Raw genomic sequence first — 16,924 nt, 5'->3', positions numbered from 1 at the left:
TATTCGAAGATTTGGACAAGTTTATATTGTCCTAATTGTCTGATAATTATTGACGCAAGTTGACAAATCGTCAACTCCATATACCTTAGAAGCTTAAATTTCTAATTTCCTTAAATCCTAATCCTGGTTCATCATTTAAAATAATTCTATAATCATTAAACTCCGGTCCACCTAATATTGGGTCTTCTTTACACAATCCTGGTCCATCTAAATCTATTTTTGTTATTATCTTTTTAGATGCTGCCAAATGAACTGCTGCACTTACACTTAATTTACTTTCTAACATACACCCTATCATACATTCTACTCCATATATTTCTGCAACAGAACATATCCTTAATGCATTATGAATACCACCTGTTTTCATTAATTTAATATTAACTAAATCTGCTGCTCTATTTTGAATTATCTTCACTGCATCTTCAGGTGAAAATACGGCTTCATCAGCTAATATAGGTATATTTACATTATCTGTTACAAGCTTTAGCCCTTCTATATCATTGGCTAATACAGGCTGTTCTACAAGTTCTATATTAAATCCCTTATCTTCCATTTTTCTAAGTAACATGACGGCTTCCTTTGGTTTCCAGCCTTGATTTGCATCTAATCTTAAATCTATATCATATCCAACGGCATCTCTTATGGCCTTTATTCTTTCCATATCCATCTTTGAATCGAGACCTACTTTTATTTTCAATGTTTCATATCCTCTTTTTACAGCATCAATACTATCTTCTGCCATTTCAGAAGGCTCATTTACACTTATGGTCAAGTCTGAAATTATTTCCTTTTTATATCCTCCTAAAAGTTTATATAAAGGGGAATTATGTAGTTGTCCAAAAAGGTCATATACAGCTATATCAACTGCTGCTTTAGCACTTGTGTTTTTAATTATAGATTTATCTATTCTAGTCATTATTTCTTCTATATTTTCTATATCTAACCCTATTATTTGAGGTGCTATATAATCTTCTATGGCACATCTTATGGAACCCTTAGTATCTCCTGTAATTACTGCTGTAGGGGCAGCTTCTCCATATCCTACATGACCTGTATCAGTAATTACTTTAACTACTATATCTTCAATACTATGAACTGTTCTAAGGGCAGTTTTAAAAGACTTTTTAAGAGGTACAGCTATTTCACCCACTTTTATTTCTTTTATTTTCATTTAATCCCTCCTTGATAATATCTTATTCTATATTATACTTCTTTACTTTATCATAAAAGTTGGTCTTACTTATTTTTAAAGCTTCCATTACCTTTTTCTTATCTCCCTTATATATAGATAAGGCTTCCTGTATAAGTTTCTTTTCATATTTCTCTAATGAACCCTTAAGGGATATTATATTTTTATCTTCACTATCTTGTTTATTTAAACCTAGGTTTATATGTTTAGAAAGTATATTGTCTCCTTCAGCTAAGTTGACAGCCCTTTCTAAGATATTCTCCAATTCCCTTATATTTCCCGGCCAATTATATTTAAGCAATATATTAATAGCCTCTGAAGAAATCCTCTTGGGTCTACAGCCTATTTCTCTACATATTTTAGGAAGTACCAAGTCTATTAATGGAATTATATCTTGTTTTCGTTCTCTTAAGGGCGGTATCCATATAGGAAATACATTTATTCTATAATATAAATCTTCTCTAAAATTTCCCTTTAACATTTCTTCCTCTAAGTTCTTGTTAGTGGCAGCAATTATTCTTATATTTACTCTAATCTTCTCTGTACCACCTACTCTATAGAACCATTTTTCCTGGATAATTTGCAATAGTTTGACTTGCAAATTTATGGATATATCTCCAATTTCATCTAGAAATATGGTTCCACTGTTGGCTATTTCAAAGAATCCTTTCTTCCCTTCAGAAAGTGCACCTGTAAAGGCTCCCTTCTCATATCCAAATAGTTCAGATTCCAACAACGTTTCAGGTATGGCTCCACAGTTTACATGAACAAAACTTTCATCTTTGAGCTTGCTATTTTCATGGATATGTTTTGCAAGAATAGTCTTTCCTGTTCCACTTTCCCCTAAAAGTAATACATTTGAATTAGTTTTTGATGCCTTTAAAGCCATTCTCTTTACAGATTCAATTTGTTCACTGTCCCCTGCAAAGTCTGGAAATGCCTTGTTTAATGCTTTTTCCTCATTTAATTGAGACTCTGCCTTTTCCAGCCTATTAATGGCATTATCTCTTTCCCTTATAATCCTTTTTATTTCTGAAATATCTTCAACTTTTAAGGCTGCACCTATTCTATTATTTTTATTTTCAACAGGTAAAAGTGTACACATGGTAGGATAGCCATTAATATCTTCAAATCTATCAATATAACTAATGTTTTCACCCTTAGCTACATTAAAGAATTCTTGAATTATGGAATCTGATTTATGAATTTGAAATATATTTTTTCCTATTACATCTAAAGTCTCGGTATTTTCGCCTTTAGACCTATATACTTTTCCCTTTAATAAGTCATTGATACTTTCTTCCCTTGCAGTATATCCATGGGATTGATAAAATTTCATTTCTCTAGTTATTCCATCTAAAACTACCATATGACCAATAGCATTTATATAATTTATCATAAACTCTTCATCTCTTACTTTGATGGATATTAATTTATTTACAAAATCTATTTCTATCTCCATAGGGATTTCTAAATATTCTGTTTTTAATTTTAGGAAATCCTCCTTATGATAATTTTTTAGAGTCTTAAATACTGGATTTATCATTCCCTTTTTATCAAAAACTCCAATTACAATAAGACAATCTCCTGTACCTATGCTATTATCATTTATCCCTAGAAATTTTAATGACGTGGAATCCATCTTTCCATCATCTTGCCCTATGGAGTTATTAGCGATAATAACTATGTCACCAGGATTTATTCTTCCTTCCCTGTGATGTTTCTGCCCCTCTTGCCTTATACCAAAAATTTCCTTGGCCTTTTCATTGTATATCTGAATTATCCCTTTATTATCTATTACTATAAATCCTTCAGACATCATATCAGTAAACATTTTTGTATAGGATTCGGAATTTAAAGCCATTTTATCACCCTTTAGAGATATTATTTATTCAATTATATCACTTTTTGGCGATTTATTGTAGTACTCCATTAAAATTTATAATATAAACATTCTTGCTACTATCATTTCTTGAATATCTTTAGCTATATATTCCACTGTATGAGGGTCTATAAGATTAGCATCTGGGTAATAACTAGCCCTTCTAGCATCTTTATGTTCCCTAAATCTTATTTCCATTTTAAACTCTTTTGGAGATTCTATTTTGCATTCATGGATTTTCTTTAACCCCTTCTTTACTCCTTCTTTTATCAGTTCACAAGAAGTATCTGGATGAATGTTAAAGGTGGCACCGCCTTTTCCCATCTTTACATCTACTGTTTCTATATTGGGAACTAGTTTTTTTGCACTTTCACATAACATTTTATCTCCTGATAAAAACACTACTGGGACATTATAATATTCCGATATCAATGTATTAATTGTAAACTCAGATGCTATTTCTTCATTGATTTTTATCCATGTTGCTTTTTGAGAGTTCATTGTATGAGCCAATGGATTTCCATCTTCTCCTGCTGCTGAATGATACCCTATAAAAATGGTGGCATCAAAGCTATCGTCTATACCTGCCATCATTGATTCAGGAGATGAGTCCCATCCTCTTATGACCTTTACCCCTTTTGGAAGTCTAGATATATTCATATTTCTTGCTGAATCATGGGCATCCTTTACGATTATTTCTGTGGCACCAGCATCATAAGCCCCTTCACAGGCTGCTATGGTTTCCCTTGTCATTTGTTCAACTGCCCACTGCCATTCTCCATGACCTAGCTCTGTTTCATTCCAATTAGTCACCCCTGTTATTCCTTCTATATCTACGCTAATATAAACCTTCATTTCTTCATTCCCCCATTATATATTTAATAATTTAAGTAAAGTCTTTGTCTGCAAAAGAACGCCTACCTTTATACATTCTTCATCTGCCATGAAATTCCCATTATGAATTGGAGATGTCCATCCCTCAAGCTTATTTCCACATCCTAAGTTATAATATGCTCCTTTGACATCTTTTAAAAAATAGGAAAAATCGTCTGCTCCCATACTTGGAAACTCTTTAAATTTTACATTGTCTTCACCTAGTAAGTCCTCAGCCATATCTTTTAAAACATCTACTATCTCATCATTATTTATAAGGGCAGGATAACCTTCTTCAAAGTATACCTCTCCTTCACCACCATAAGCCTTTGCTGTATTTTCTACTATTTCTCTTATTCTACTTTTTGCAAATTCTCTTGTGTTTTCGTCTAATGTTCTTAAAGTACCAGACATAATAACTTCATCTGTTATGATATTATTTTTTGTTCCTCCATTGATTTTTCCTAAAGTTAAAACTACAGAGTTAAGTGGAGATACATTTCTACTTACTATGGATTGCAAAGCTGTAATTATATATCCTGCCATAACTATTGTATCTACTGATTGTTCTGGATAAGCCGCATGACTAGATTTTCCTCTTACTTTTATGGTAAATTCATTAGTAGCTGCATTCATCTTCCCCTGTTTTAATTCGATTTCACCTACATCTAAATAAGGCATCACATGGAGAGATAATATATAGTCAAGATCTGGGTTCTTTAAACATCCCTCTTCTATCATTGTCTTTGCTCCACCTATGGTCTCTTCTGCTGGCTGGAAAAATATTTTTATATTTCCAGATATATCTTCTTCCATTTCCTTTAAAATCTTAGCTACTCCAAGATGAATGGTTGTATGAATATCATGACCACAGGCATGCATTACACCTTTATTTACAGATTTGAACTCCAGCTTATTTAGTTCTTCAATTGGTAATGCATCTATATCTGCCCTAGCCCCTACAGTATTACCAGGTTTTTTCCCTCTGATTATGGCTACTACTCCTGTTTTAGCCACATTTTTTGTATATTCTATCCCCCAATTTTGAAGATATTCGCATATCTTCTCATGGGTTCTATATTCTTCTTCACTTAATTCAGGATATTTATGGAAATCTCTTCTTATATCTACTAATTCCCCGAATAAATCATCTACTCTTTTTTTTATATCCATATCATTCTCCTTAACCAATATAATCAATTATATCTACTATTTCTCCATCTCTAATATAAACTCTTGGCACTCTCATACCAATTCTACTGATTATTTCATTTTTATTTGTTTCTGCTAATAGTGCTGCATTATGAATATCTAAAGAACCGTTGGTTCCATCATCATAAATAATAGCTTCATCTCCTTCTGAAACTTCCTCTATATCTGTTAAATCAACCATACATTGATCCATGCATATTATTCCGATTATAGGTGCTTTTTGTCCCCTTACCACGACATATCCCTTATTCCTTAGATTTCTAGGATAACCATCAGCGTATCCAAAGGGCATTGTTCCAATTATACTATCTCTTTCTGCTTTCCATAAATAATCGTAGCTTACCCCTTCTCCTTTATTGATTTTTCTTATATTATATATCTTCGTTTTAAATTTTAATACTTGTTTTATGTCTAAAGAACCATAATGAAAACCCTTTATGCCATAGATTATGGCCCCTGGTCTAATCATATTCATTCTAAATTCAGGATAGTCTACTGCAGATATACTGTCCTCAATATGTTCATACTTAAAGGTTATTCCTCTTTTTTCTAGCTCTGATATTACTCTTTTAAGTTTATTATACTGTTTTTCATCTTCTTCCTTATTTGTAAGGGCAAGGTGAGAAAATATTCCTTCTACATTTAGATTGGACAATTTACATATTTTTTCTATTTGATTTATACTTTCATCGAAGTCTCTAAATCCCAGTCTATTAAATCCAGTATCATACTTTATGTGAACCACAGGCTTCTTATTATATTCGATTCCATAATCATTTAGTATTTTGGCTTGGTTATAGGAGAATATAGTCTGAGTTAGATCCTCCTTCACTATATATTCTAAAAATCTATCAGGAGTAAATCCCATAATCAATATTGGATATTCCTGAAAATTCCTTCTTAGATCTAATGCCTCAGTTAAAGTCGCCACTGCTAAATAATCTGCCCCATTTTCCATTAAATCCTTGGCTATACCATTGGCTCCATGTCCATATCCATTAGCCTTTACTACTGCAGCTATTCCCACATCTTCTCCTACCATATTTCTTATGCTTTTTATGTTATATATTAAATTGTCTAAATTTATTTCGAGAAATGTATCCCTTAAAAGCTTCATTTATATCCTCCTATTTATTCGACCATATGTAACCAACATCATAATAAAAAATACTAAGTGATTGCATTTGCAGAATATGGAATGACTCCCAATGAATGAAGCTATAAAATCCGTTAAGAAATTTATGTGTTTGAGCGAAGCGAGTTCATAAATTTTAGGATTTTGTAGCTGAATGAATTGTAGGAGTTATCCAGATTCGAAACAGCAGAAACGTGTATTTTTTATTATGGTTTCATGTTGGTTACATATATATTAATTATAAATCATTTCTTAATATATCATCATAGGTTTCTCTTTGAACTATTAATCTATCCTGTCCTTGGCTTATCATAACTACGGCAGGCCTTGGTATTCTATTATAATTACTTGACATGGAGTAATTATATGCACCAGTAGATAGAACCCCTAGCATATCTCCTCTTTCAACTTGCGGCACTTTTAAATCCCAGATTAAAATATCTCCAGATTCGCAGCACTTTCCTGCTATGGTAACTATATCTGTTGGTTCTTCATCAATTTTATTTATAATTACACCTTCATATTTAGCCTCATAAAGACTTGGTCTTGGATTATCAGGCATTCCGCCATCAATAGATACATATGTCCTAACTCCTGGAATTTCTTTAATAGCACCTATGGAGTAAATCGTCATTCCTGCTTCTCCTACTACCCATCTGCCAGGTTCGATTATTATTGTAGGTCTTTCTAAATTATATTCCTTACATTGGCTTTCTATTTCTTTCATTATGGAATCCGTGAAATATGATAAAGGTTTTCTTTCTTCCTCTTCAGAATAATGAATACCATATCCACCGCCGGTATTTAATTCCTTTGTTATAAATCCATATTCACCTTTAACTTTTTTCATTAGATTTGTCATTATATCTATTGCCTTAATATGATTTTCATTATCGGAAAGCTGGGAGCCAATATGGAAATGGAATCCTAGTAACTCAGTAAACTCTAAGCTCAATGCTTTTTCCATTGCGGAACTTATAGTTTCTTCAGTTAATGGAATCCCAAATTTAGAGTCAACTTGTCCAGTTTGGATATACTTATGGGTATCACTCTCTAGCCCAGGACTTATTCTAAATAATATACTAACCTTTTTACCTTTTTCTCTAGCTATTGCTTCAATTAAATCCATTTCTTCTATATGATCTACTACTATTCTTCCTACATTATTTTCTATGGCCAATTCTAGTTCATCTATAGTCTTGTTATTGCCATGAAATATTATATTTTCCATGGGAAACCCTGCTTTTATGGCAGTATAAAGTTCACCACCAGAAACTACATCCATTCCAATACCTTCTTTATTGACTATCCTTGCCATTTCCTTAGTTAAAAAAGCTTTACTGGCATATACTGCCTTTGTCTTTTCATATTTATTTAAAAAATCATTTTTTATTTCCCTTAGCCTCTCTACAATATAATCCTCAGACATTATATAAAGAGGTGTTTTATATTTTTCTGCTAATTTTACTGTATCGCATCCTGCAAATATAAGATTTTTCATTTAATCCAACTCCTATAAAATAATTTCTACATTAATTATAAGCAAGAAATGTGCCAATTTAAAAAAGGGATAAGTTTTGGATTTTATTCAAATTTAATCTTAATTTTGATAGTTTTTTTCCTAATTTTAGTACCATTTTCCTCTTTTTAGGACTATTGATTGACTTTAGACAAATATAATAAGTCGATGAATTTAACTTTTTCATCGACTTATACTTACTTATCTATATAGCCTTTACTTTTACTAAAATCTTGTAAAATATGATTAAAGCAATCAAATAAATCATTCCAATGAATCCATAAACTTTAAGACCTATAAATATTGCGGCTAAAATCATTATGGGATGGATATCTAGACTAGTGGATACTAGCTTCGGCTCCACTATCTGGCGAACCACTGTAACTACAGCCAATAATACTATTATACCTACAGCTACAAATTTATTCCCTATAATAAAGTAATATATAGCCAGTGGTATATAGATTATACTGACTCCAACTATAGGTAATACATCCATAAACGAAGCTATAAAGCTAAGAATTAAGGCATACTCAATACCAAGTATTGAAAATCCAATTAATGTTTCAATAAACGTTATTAGAATTACTGTAGAAAACGCCTTAATATATCCTGTAATCATACTGATTGCCTGTTTTATAATATTCTCCATTCTACGTTTCCCCTGTGATGAGAATATAGAATAGAAATTTTTATTGAAAAAGCTCATATCTTTTGAAAAAAAATAAGTAGCCAAAAATGTAATAAATCCAATCATTAACACAGATGGTACCTTAAGTACAAAAGATAAAATTGAATTTAAAACTTTAATCAATATATTCAATGCATTGGTCATCATGGCACTTAAATATTGATACGTTTTTTCTACTATAGTTGGATCTAATTGCCCAAACATTTTACTTGCTTCATCAATCAATTCCTTTGCATAATCTTTTATAACCTCAATGCTAGGAATCTTTGTAATAAGCAAGATCGCTTCATCTGTAATCTTAAGTAGTATGACTAATATTATTATCAATATTATAGCAAAGACTAACACGGTAGTTATTAAAGAGGATATCCCATTGGAAATCTTCATTTTTCTTTGAATATACTTATTTAATGGTTTTATCCATAAAGCTAATACAAAAGCTAAAACAAATGGTAGTGTATAAGGTAATGTAAGAAAAAAAAGTACATATATTGCTGTAAAGGCTGCAAAAAATATTCCTGTTTTCTTAAGTTTGTCGATAAATAATTGATCAAACATATTGGTCCCCTCTCTATATTCCATTGTATGAAGCCATAATAATATGAAATAATTATACTATTAATTATATAGGATTACTACCATCAAATATGTGAAATTTACTAAAATATTGTAAATAATTAAAGGAACAAAGGTATATTTCCTCTGTTCCTTATGATTTTTTCTATAGCTTTTCTGCAAAACTCTTTCCAAATTCTATACACCTTGATATTGCTTCTTTATCTGGATTCCAAAGTTCTTTTATTCCTTCCTGCACTATCTCAAGCTTTGCATCCTTTAACTTCTGCTCTATTACAGCTACAGATTCACCTGACCAACCATAAGAACCAAAAGCTGCTGATTTTTTATTCTTAAATCCTATGCCCTTTATCATTTCAAGAATTCCTGCTGTTGCGTGCATTATACTCTTATTAACTGTAGAAGAACCAAATAATATTGCTTTAGATTTAAATAATTCAGTTATTATATCATTTTTATCTGAATTTGCTGCATTGTATAATTTTACAGTTACATCTTTATTTACTGATTTTATACCATCTGAAATTGCCTCTGCCATTCTTTTCGTACCATTCCACATAGTATCGTATACTATTGTAATCTGATTCTCTTGATATGCATCTGCCCATTCTAAATATTTTTCAATTATTTGTGCTGGATTATCTCTCCAAATAATTCCATGGGATGTGGCTATCATATTAAGCGGTAGGTTAAATCCTAAAACCTCTTTAATTTTATTAGTAACTAGTGCACTAAATGGAGTTAATATATTTGCATAGTATTTAATGGCTTCCTGATATAATTCTCCTTGATCTACTAAATCATTATACATTAGATCTGATGCGTAATGTTGTCCAAAGGCGTCGTTGCTAAATAATATATTTTCTCCACTCATATAAGTCATCATACTATCTGGCCAATGAAGCATTCTTGCCTCTACAAATGTCAGTGTTGATTCTCCAATATCTAATGTATCTCCTGTCTTCACCTCCACAAAGTTCCATTCTTCATGGAAATGGGCTTTTAATATTTTTGCTCCGTTTGGTGTGCAATAGATTGGAGTATTTGGTATTTCCTTCATTAACAATGGTAAAGCTCCACTATGGTCTATCTCTGAATGTTGTGCTATTATATAGTCTATCTCATTTAGGTCTATTTCTCTCTTTAATTTTTCAACATACTCTTCAGCAAATGGCTCCCAAACTGTATCAATAAGTACTGTTTTCTTGTCCCTAATTAAGTATGAATTATAGGAAGATCCTCTATGGGTTGAGTATTCATCTCCATGGAAAGTTCTTAGCTCCCAATCTATCTTACCTACCCATGTTACTTTATCAGTCATCTTAAAGCTCATTGTACTACCCCCTCATAATTAATTATTTAATTCTACGATATATGTACCCATTTATGTCATAAAATATTAATAATTTGTTATTTATTATGAAAATAAGGGTAAAATCCTAATAAAGATATTTTAAGAGGTGAAGGATTTGAAATCTATAAATATAATGGTGGAAGAACACGAAAATATTAGAAAAATGCTCAAGGTGATTAGGAAATTTTCCTATAGAGTTATGACTAACTCTGAATATGATGTAGATGATTTACCAAGAATAATTGATTTTGTCAGAACATATGCAGATAAACACCATCATGGAAAAGAAGAAGATATACTATTTCAAACAATGGATAAAGAAATTGAAAAATTAGCAAAATCAGGAGCTATTACTGGAATGTATATAGAGCATGATATGGGAAGACTTTATATGGCTAATCTTGAGAAAGCATTGGAAATATTTAAAAATGGTAGCGATGAAGCAAGGCTTGATATCATAGCAAATGCAATTTCCTATACAGATCTATTGGATAGACATATAGAGAAGGAAAATACCGCTATGTACAAATTTGCTGAAAATATGTTAAATGATAGCAGTAAAACTTTTATTGAAAGTGAATGTGAAAAAGTAGAAAATTCAGCTAAAGAAATAGGACTTCAAGAAAAATATATTGCTTTAATAGAAGAGCTGGAAAGCAAATATATATAGAATAAACATAAAAAATGACCTAGGTAATATAATAAAATTACCTAGGTCACTTTTTAAAATTATGGTGTCTTTTATTTAACAAATCAGTTGACAAATGGTAAATTATGGTGTACCATTCAATTAATACACTAGTACAAGTAAATTATAATATAAAAGGGGGATATTATGCAAAAATTTAGTGTGAAACAAAAACCAATTTCTTTAATTCTACTAGTAGTTTTATTATCAACATTTTTATTCTCTAGCATTTCTTTTGCTGAGACAAACAACTTAAAAGTTGGAGAAACTTATTTTGGATTCAAATTAATTGAACAAAAGAATTTAAAAGAGTTAGATTCCGTTGGCAGGATTTTTCAACATGAGAAAAGTGGTGCTAAGCTGCTTCAAATAGAAAATGATGATGACAACAAAGCATTTTCTATTTCCTTTAGAACACCAGTTGAAAATAATAAAGGAATTCCACATATTTTAGAGCATGTACTTTTAAATGGAGGTTCAGAAAAGTATCCAGTTAGAAATCTCTTCTTTGAAATTGTAAAGGGAACTCTAACTAAAAATCTAAATGGACTTACTTATCCAGATAGAACTACTTATCCATTTTCCAGTATGAATGATAAAGAATTCAATGATCTAATGGATGTTTATTTAAGCGTGGTTTTTAAACCTTCTTTTTATAAGGATGAAAACTTCTTTAAAGTAGATGGATGGCATTATAGTATTGAAGATAAAGATGCACCTCTTCAATATAATGGTGTTGTATACAATGAAATGAAAGGTGCTTTGTCATCTCCTGATTCTCAGCTTTATTATTCTATAATGCAAAGCTTATATCCAGAAACTAATTATGCTTACTTATCTGGAGGAAATCCTTCTGATATACCAAGCTTAACTTTCCAAGAGGTAAAAGATTTCTATGACAAATATTATCATCCTTCAAATAGTTATATTTATCTTTATGGTAAAATCGATATATTGGAGAAACTTAAATTTATAGATGATAATTATTTAAAAGATTTCGATAAAAAAGAAATAGATTCTAAACCTATTGTTCAAAAACCATTTGACAAGAGAAAAGATTCAATAGTTGAGTATCCTATTTCACTTGATGACTCTGAAGAAGGTAAATCATCTGTTGCTCTAAGCTTTTCTATTAAAGGTGATTCTAGAGTCGATACGATGACTTCCTTCAATGTGCTAACTTATATGCTATTTAATAACCAAGCTTCTCCAGTGGTTCAAGAACTAAACAAAGCTGGTTTTTACAATATTAGTGCACAGATGTCTCCTAACTTTCTACAGCCTTTTGTAACAATAACTGCCCAAAATATCAATTCTGATATGAAGGACAATTTTGAAAATACCCTATTTTCTTCTTTAGAGGATATAGTAGAAAAAGGTATAGACAAGGACCTTATTAAATCCACTTTAAATGTTATAGAATTGGATTTAAAACAGCAATATTCAAGAGATATTAATACTGGGCTTATGTACAGTAATTTAGCAATGTTTAGCTGGCTATATGATGAAGATCCATTTGAAGGTATCAATATAGCAGATAGCTTTAGAAAACTAAAAGTTGCATTAGATGAACCTTATTTTGAAAAGTTAATTAAAAAGCATATTTTAAACAATAATCATAGTTCTTCAGTTCTTCTTCAGCCGAAAAAAGGGCTAATGGAGGAAAAAGAGGCTGCTGCAACAGAAAAGCTTAAAGCCTATAAAGACTCTCTTTCAGATAAGGAAATAGAAAAGATTATAAAAGAATATAAGGATCTTCAAGAATGGAATGATACTCCTAATTCTAAAGAAGTATTAGATACTATGCCTGCTTTATCTTTGAAAGACTTAAAACCTAATATAGAAGAGACTCCTACTAATGTTAGTAAAACTGGGGATATAACTACTTTACACCATCCTCTATTTACTAATGGTATTGGTAGTGTTAATTTATATTTCGATACATCTTCTGTAAAGCAGGAACAAATTCCTTATATAAATCTATTATCTGAAGTCTTAGGAAAAATGAGTACAGAAAAATATCACTATTCTCAGCTGCCTGTACAGGAAGCTATGTATACAGGAGGTATTAACTATTCTCCTAATGTACTAACTAAAAGAGGAAGTAATACAGATTATAACCCTAAATTAGTCGTTTCATCTACTGCTACTAATGAGAATATAGGTCAGATGTTTAAGTTAATTTCAGAAGAAATAAAAAAGACTAAATTCGACGATAAAGAAAGGCTAAAACAGCTTATCTCAATGTCAAAGTTTAATATTGAAAATCAATTGAATAATATGCCTTTGAATGCGGCTTCAATAAGAAATCTCTCTTATCTCTCACCGATTTTCAAGTATAACGATATTTTAATTGGCTTTAGTTATTATGATTTTATATCAGAACTTGATTTAAATTATGACTCTAAGTATGAAGAAATAGTCAAGAATCTTGAAGAAGTTAAAAATACTATTTTTAATAGAAATAATTTAATAATAAGTATTACTGGCGAAAATGCTGAATACAAAGTATTTAAGGAAAATCTTAATACATTGGTTCAAGTATTAGAAACTAAAAAACTACCTTCACAGAAATATGAATTTAAAACTGAAGATACTAACGAAGCCTTTACATCTCCAATAGATATTTTATATAACTTTGCGGCTTTTGACTTTACAAAGGGTGGATATAAATATAGCGGTAGTATGAAGGTTTTAAACAATGTTCTATCTGACTATTTGTTTAATGAAATTCGTGTCAAAGGTGGAGCATATGGTGCTATGTTTGATATAATCAACGAATCTAATATTATCCTTATGAGTTATAGAGATCCAAAATTAAAAGAAACTTATAATGCTTATAACAGCACCGTAGATTTCCTTAAAAACTTTGATTTAGATGAGAAAGCATTTGAGAAATTTATTATTTCTTCTTTAGCAGAATACTATGTTCCAGTATCTAGCATACAAAAAGGAAATGATGCGGATTATTATTATCTCATGGGAATTAATACTGAGGATCTAAATAGAGAACTTAAAGAAATATTAAATACAAAGCCTCAAGATATGAAAAAATTTGCTGAAATGATGGAAAAGGGATTAAAGGATAATAATATTGTGACTGTTGGAAATGAAAAAGTAATAAAAGACAATAAAGATTCCTTTAATAGTATAAAAAGTTTAATAAAATAGTATTTATAAGAATGACCTCTGATTTCGCAAAATCAGAGGTCATTTTATATCCTCTAAAGCTTCTATATCTAATAACAAAATTCTTCTATGACCAATTAATTTTATGATTCCCATATCTTGAAAAGCTGTTAGTTTTCTACTGAGAGTTTCTTGACTCATGCCTAGATGAGAAGCCAAGTCTCTCTTACTCATTTTTAGAGATATTTCTCCCTTGTCATTTGCCATAGTCATTAAACTAGTGGCAAGTCTTTTTTCTACTCCCTGCAAACTTATATTTTCTATTAAGTTTTCTACATTTTCAAGTCTTCGGCTCAATTCTTCCATTGCCTTTAAGGCTATTGTTGGATATTTCTTCATCAACTCTTTTAATTTTTCTCCATCTATCATACATACTGTAGTCTTTGATAGTGCTTCACCATTATCTGTTAGAGGTAAAGAACTAAAGAGAGACAACTCTCCCATAAACTCTCCAGGTCCTAATACTCTAATTACCTGCTCTTTTCCAGAGCTTGTAAGCCGAGTTATCTTTACCTTTCCAGAATGGATTACATAGAGTTTTTCTCCCTTGTCTCCAGCCATATATATCATTTCGCCCTTTTCAAATATTTCTTCTCTCGTTATTCTAGCAACTTCCATCATTTCTTCATAATTCAAATTGCTAAAGATAGGAACTATTTCTATACAGTTTTTTCCCTCTTTTTTAAAACAATTACAATCCATTCAAACAACTCCTTAAGCCTCCAAGATTTTTTTATGATTATTTTTATCTCCATATCTAAGAAGTCTAACTGCATTGACTACTACTAATAAAACTGATAGTTCGTGAACCAACATTCCAAAGGATAAGTTAACGGTTTTTACTAATACTCCTGCCAATAAAAGTACTGCAACTGCTATGGCAAAGTAAATATTTTGTCTCATATTATTTACAGTTGCACGACTAAGACCTATGGCATGGGATAGTTTTCTTATTTCATCAGACATTAAAACCACATCTGCTGTTTCCATGGCTACATCTGTACCTGCTCCGCCTATGGCTATACCTAAATCTGCTGAAGCTAAGGCTGGTGCATCATTTACTCCATCTCCTACCATGGCAGCCATACCGTATTTCTCTTGTAATTCATTTAAAACCTTTACCTTATCTTCTGGTAATAGCTCTGCATAAAAAGCATCTAATCCTATTTCTTCTGCTATTGCCTTGGCTGCCCTTTTATTATCTCCAGTCAACATTACTATTTTTTGTACGCCTAGTTTCTTTAAATTAGATACTAATTTTTTAGCATCTTCTCTTACAATATCTGCAATAGATATGATCCCTAGAACTTTTTCAGTGTTTCCTACTATAACTGCTGTTTGCCCTTTTTCTTCTTCTGTCTGCAAGTGTTTCTCTATGTCTTCTCCAAGAGAAATATTATTTTCCAACATTAGCTTTCTATTGCCTATTAAAATTATTTCACCATCTATTTTCACTTTAAGTCCTTGACCAGTTATGATCTCTGATTCCTCTGGCATTTCACTTATCTTTCCTAAGTCTTTCTCTGCCTTAGCTACAATAGCCCTTCCTAAGGGATGTTCTGAATATCCTTCTCCTATTGCCGAAATTCTTAAAAGTTCCTTTTCATCTATACCATAGGATTTTATATGAGTTACCATTGGCTTTCCAATAGTTAAAGTTCCAGTTTTATCAAAAGCTAAAACTTTAATTTTGCCTAGGTTTTCCATTATTTCTCCACCTTTTACTAATACCCCATGTTTAGCCCCATTACCAATTCCTGCTACAATTGATACAGGTGTGGATATAACTAAAGCTCCTGGACAAGCTATGACTAATAGAGTAAGTGCCAATACTAAGTCTTTTGTAAATAAATATAGTCCTAATGCTAACACAATAATTGCCGGAGTATAATACCTAGAAAACCTCTCTAAGAATTTTTGCGTCTTAGCTTTCTTATCTTGAGCCTCTTCTACCATTTGAAGTATTCTTGCAAAGGTAGTATCATCTCCTACTTTAGTTGCTTCAATCACCAAATATCCTGATTCAATTATGGTTCCTGAGAAAACTCCATCGTCTATATTCCTATTTATAGGTATAGATTCTCCTGTAATAGCTGCCTGATTTACATAAGCAGATCCTTCTATAACTGTACCATCTACAGAAATTTTCTCTCCTGGTTTTACAACTACTTTATCTCCTTTAACCACTTCGTCAGGAGAAATTACCACTTCAGCTCCATTTCTCATGACTCTAGCTGTATCTGGAGCTAAGTCTAGTAATGCTTTAATGGAAGATCTAGTCTTTTCTATAGTTCTGGATTCCAGATAATCACCTAACATAAATAAAAATGTTACAGCAGCCGCTTCCCAATACTCACCTATAAACATAGCACCTATTACTGCAATAGTCACTAGGGCATCTATTCCTATTATCCAGTATCTTGCAGCAGAAATTGCATTTCGAAGGATTGGAGTACCTGCAATTATCGCTGCAGAGATCATAATTATAGAAGTAATCAATTTCTGACCTATGGTATTTTTTAAAATAAAAGCTATTAATACTAATATTCCCGATATCCAGACTCTTTGTACTTTGCTTAGTTTCATAATACTCCCTCCATATAATTTTACTTTTTA

12 protein-coding genes are annotated in these 16,924 nt (G+C 31.3%); 2 read left to right on the top strand and 10 right to left on the bottom strand.

Annotation, left to right across the window (positions count from 1 at the left end):
• Window positions 1–85 precede the first annotated feature (85 nt).
• The 8 genes from RBU61_RS00140 to RBU61_RS00105 form a co-directional block, all read right to left on the bottom strand.
• A complete protein-coding gene (locus RBU61_RS00140) occupies window positions 86–1,171 on the bottom strand; it encodes a dipeptide epimerase (RefSeq protein WP_308877367.1) in 1,086 nt (361 codons plus the stop codon).
• A 22-nt stretch (window positions 1,172–1,193) separates the two neighbouring features.
• The gene (locus tag RBU61_RS00135; protein ID WP_308877366.1) at window positions 1,194–3,053 is read right to left on the bottom strand and encodes a sigma 54-interacting transcriptional regulator; all 1,860 of its coding nucleotides are present in this window, start codon (window positions 3,051–3,053) and stop codon (window positions 1,194–1,196) included.
• Window positions 3,054–3,128: 75 nt separating this feature from the next.
• Window positions 3,129–3,926 (bottom strand): M55 family metallopeptidase, encoded by a 798-nt coding sequence (locus RBU61_RS00130; RefSeq protein ID WP_308877365.1) that lies wholly within the window; start codon window positions 3,924–3,926, stop codon window positions 3,129–3,131.
• A 15-nt stretch (window positions 3,927–3,941) separates the two neighbouring features.
• On the bottom strand, window positions 3,942–5,117 hold the full coding sequence (locus RBU61_RS00125; protein WP_308877364.1) for a M20 family metallopeptidase: 1,176 nt from the start codon (window positions 5,115–5,117) through the stop codon (window positions 3,942–3,944).
• A 10-nt stretch (window positions 5,118–5,127) separates the two neighbouring features.
• Window positions 5,128–6,273, bottom strand: a complete 1,146-nt coding sequence (gene alr / locus RBU61_RS00120; protein ID WP_308877363.1) for an alanine racemase — start codon at window positions 6,271–6,273, stop codon at window positions 5,128–5,130.
• Between the two features lie 256 nt (window positions 6,274–6,529).
• Window positions 6,530–7,792, bottom strand: coding sequence for a diaminopimelate decarboxylase (gene lysA / locus RBU61_RS00115; protein ID WP_308877362.1), 1,263 nt, complete (start codon window positions 7,790–7,792; stop codon window positions 6,530–6,532).
• Window positions 7,793–8,015: 223 nt separating this feature from the next.
• Complete coding sequence (gene ytvI / locus RBU61_RS00110) at window positions 8,016–9,059, bottom strand: sporulation integral membrane protein YtvI (RefSeq protein ID WP_308877361.1); 1,044 nt, start codon at window positions 9,057–9,059, stop codon at window positions 8,016–8,018.
• Between the two features lie 163 nt (window positions 9,060–9,222).
• A complete protein-coding gene (locus RBU61_RS00105) occupies window positions 9,223–10,410 on the bottom strand; it encodes an anaerobic nitric oxide reductase flavorubredoxin (RefSeq protein ID WP_308877360.1) in 1,188 nt (395 codons plus the stop codon).
• A gap of 136 nt (window positions 10,411–10,546) precedes the next feature.
• Between RBU61_RS00105 and RBU61_RS00100 the strand changes: the two genes are divergently transcribed.
• Together RBU61_RS00100 and RBU61_RS00095 are read left to right on the top strand one after the other, a co-directional pair.
• Complete coding sequence (locus tag RBU61_RS00100; protein ID WP_308877359.1) at window positions 10,547–11,101, top strand: hemerythrin domain-containing protein; 555 nt, start codon at window positions 10,547–10,549, stop codon at window positions 11,099–11,101.
• A 165-nt stretch (window positions 11,102–11,266) separates the two neighbouring features.
• A complete protein-coding gene (locus RBU61_RS00095) occupies window positions 11,267–14,290 on the top strand; it encodes an insulinase family protein (protein WP_308877358.1) in 3,024 nt (1,007 codons plus the stop codon).
• A gap of 39 nt (window positions 14,291–14,329) precedes the next feature.
• Here the strand turns inward: RBU61_RS00095 and RBU61_RS00090 are convergent, their stop codons facing one another.
• Window positions 14,330–15,010: a Crp/Fnr family transcriptional regulator gene (locus tag RBU61_RS00090; protein WP_308877357.1), complete on the bottom strand. Its 681-nt coding sequence runs from the start codon at window positions 15,008–15,010 to the stop codon at window positions 14,330–14,332.
• A gap of 12 nt (window positions 15,011–15,022) precedes the next feature.
• On the bottom strand, window positions 15,023–16,894 hold the full coding sequence (locus RBU61_RS00085; RefSeq protein WP_308877356.1) for a cation-translocating P-type ATPase: 1,872 nt from the start codon (window positions 16,892–16,894) through the stop codon (window positions 15,023–15,025).
• Between the last annotated feature and the right edge of the window lie 30 nt (window positions 16,895–16,924).

It is taken from the genome of Tissierella sp. MB52-C2, from assembly GCF_030931715.1.
In the GTDB taxonomy this organism is placed as follows: domain Bacteria; phylum Bacillota; class Clostridia; order Tissierellales; family Tissierellaceae; genus Tissierella.
The sequence above is the reverse complement of the archived record's forward strand: the minus strand, read 5'-3'. Positions and strand labels throughout refer to the sequence as shown.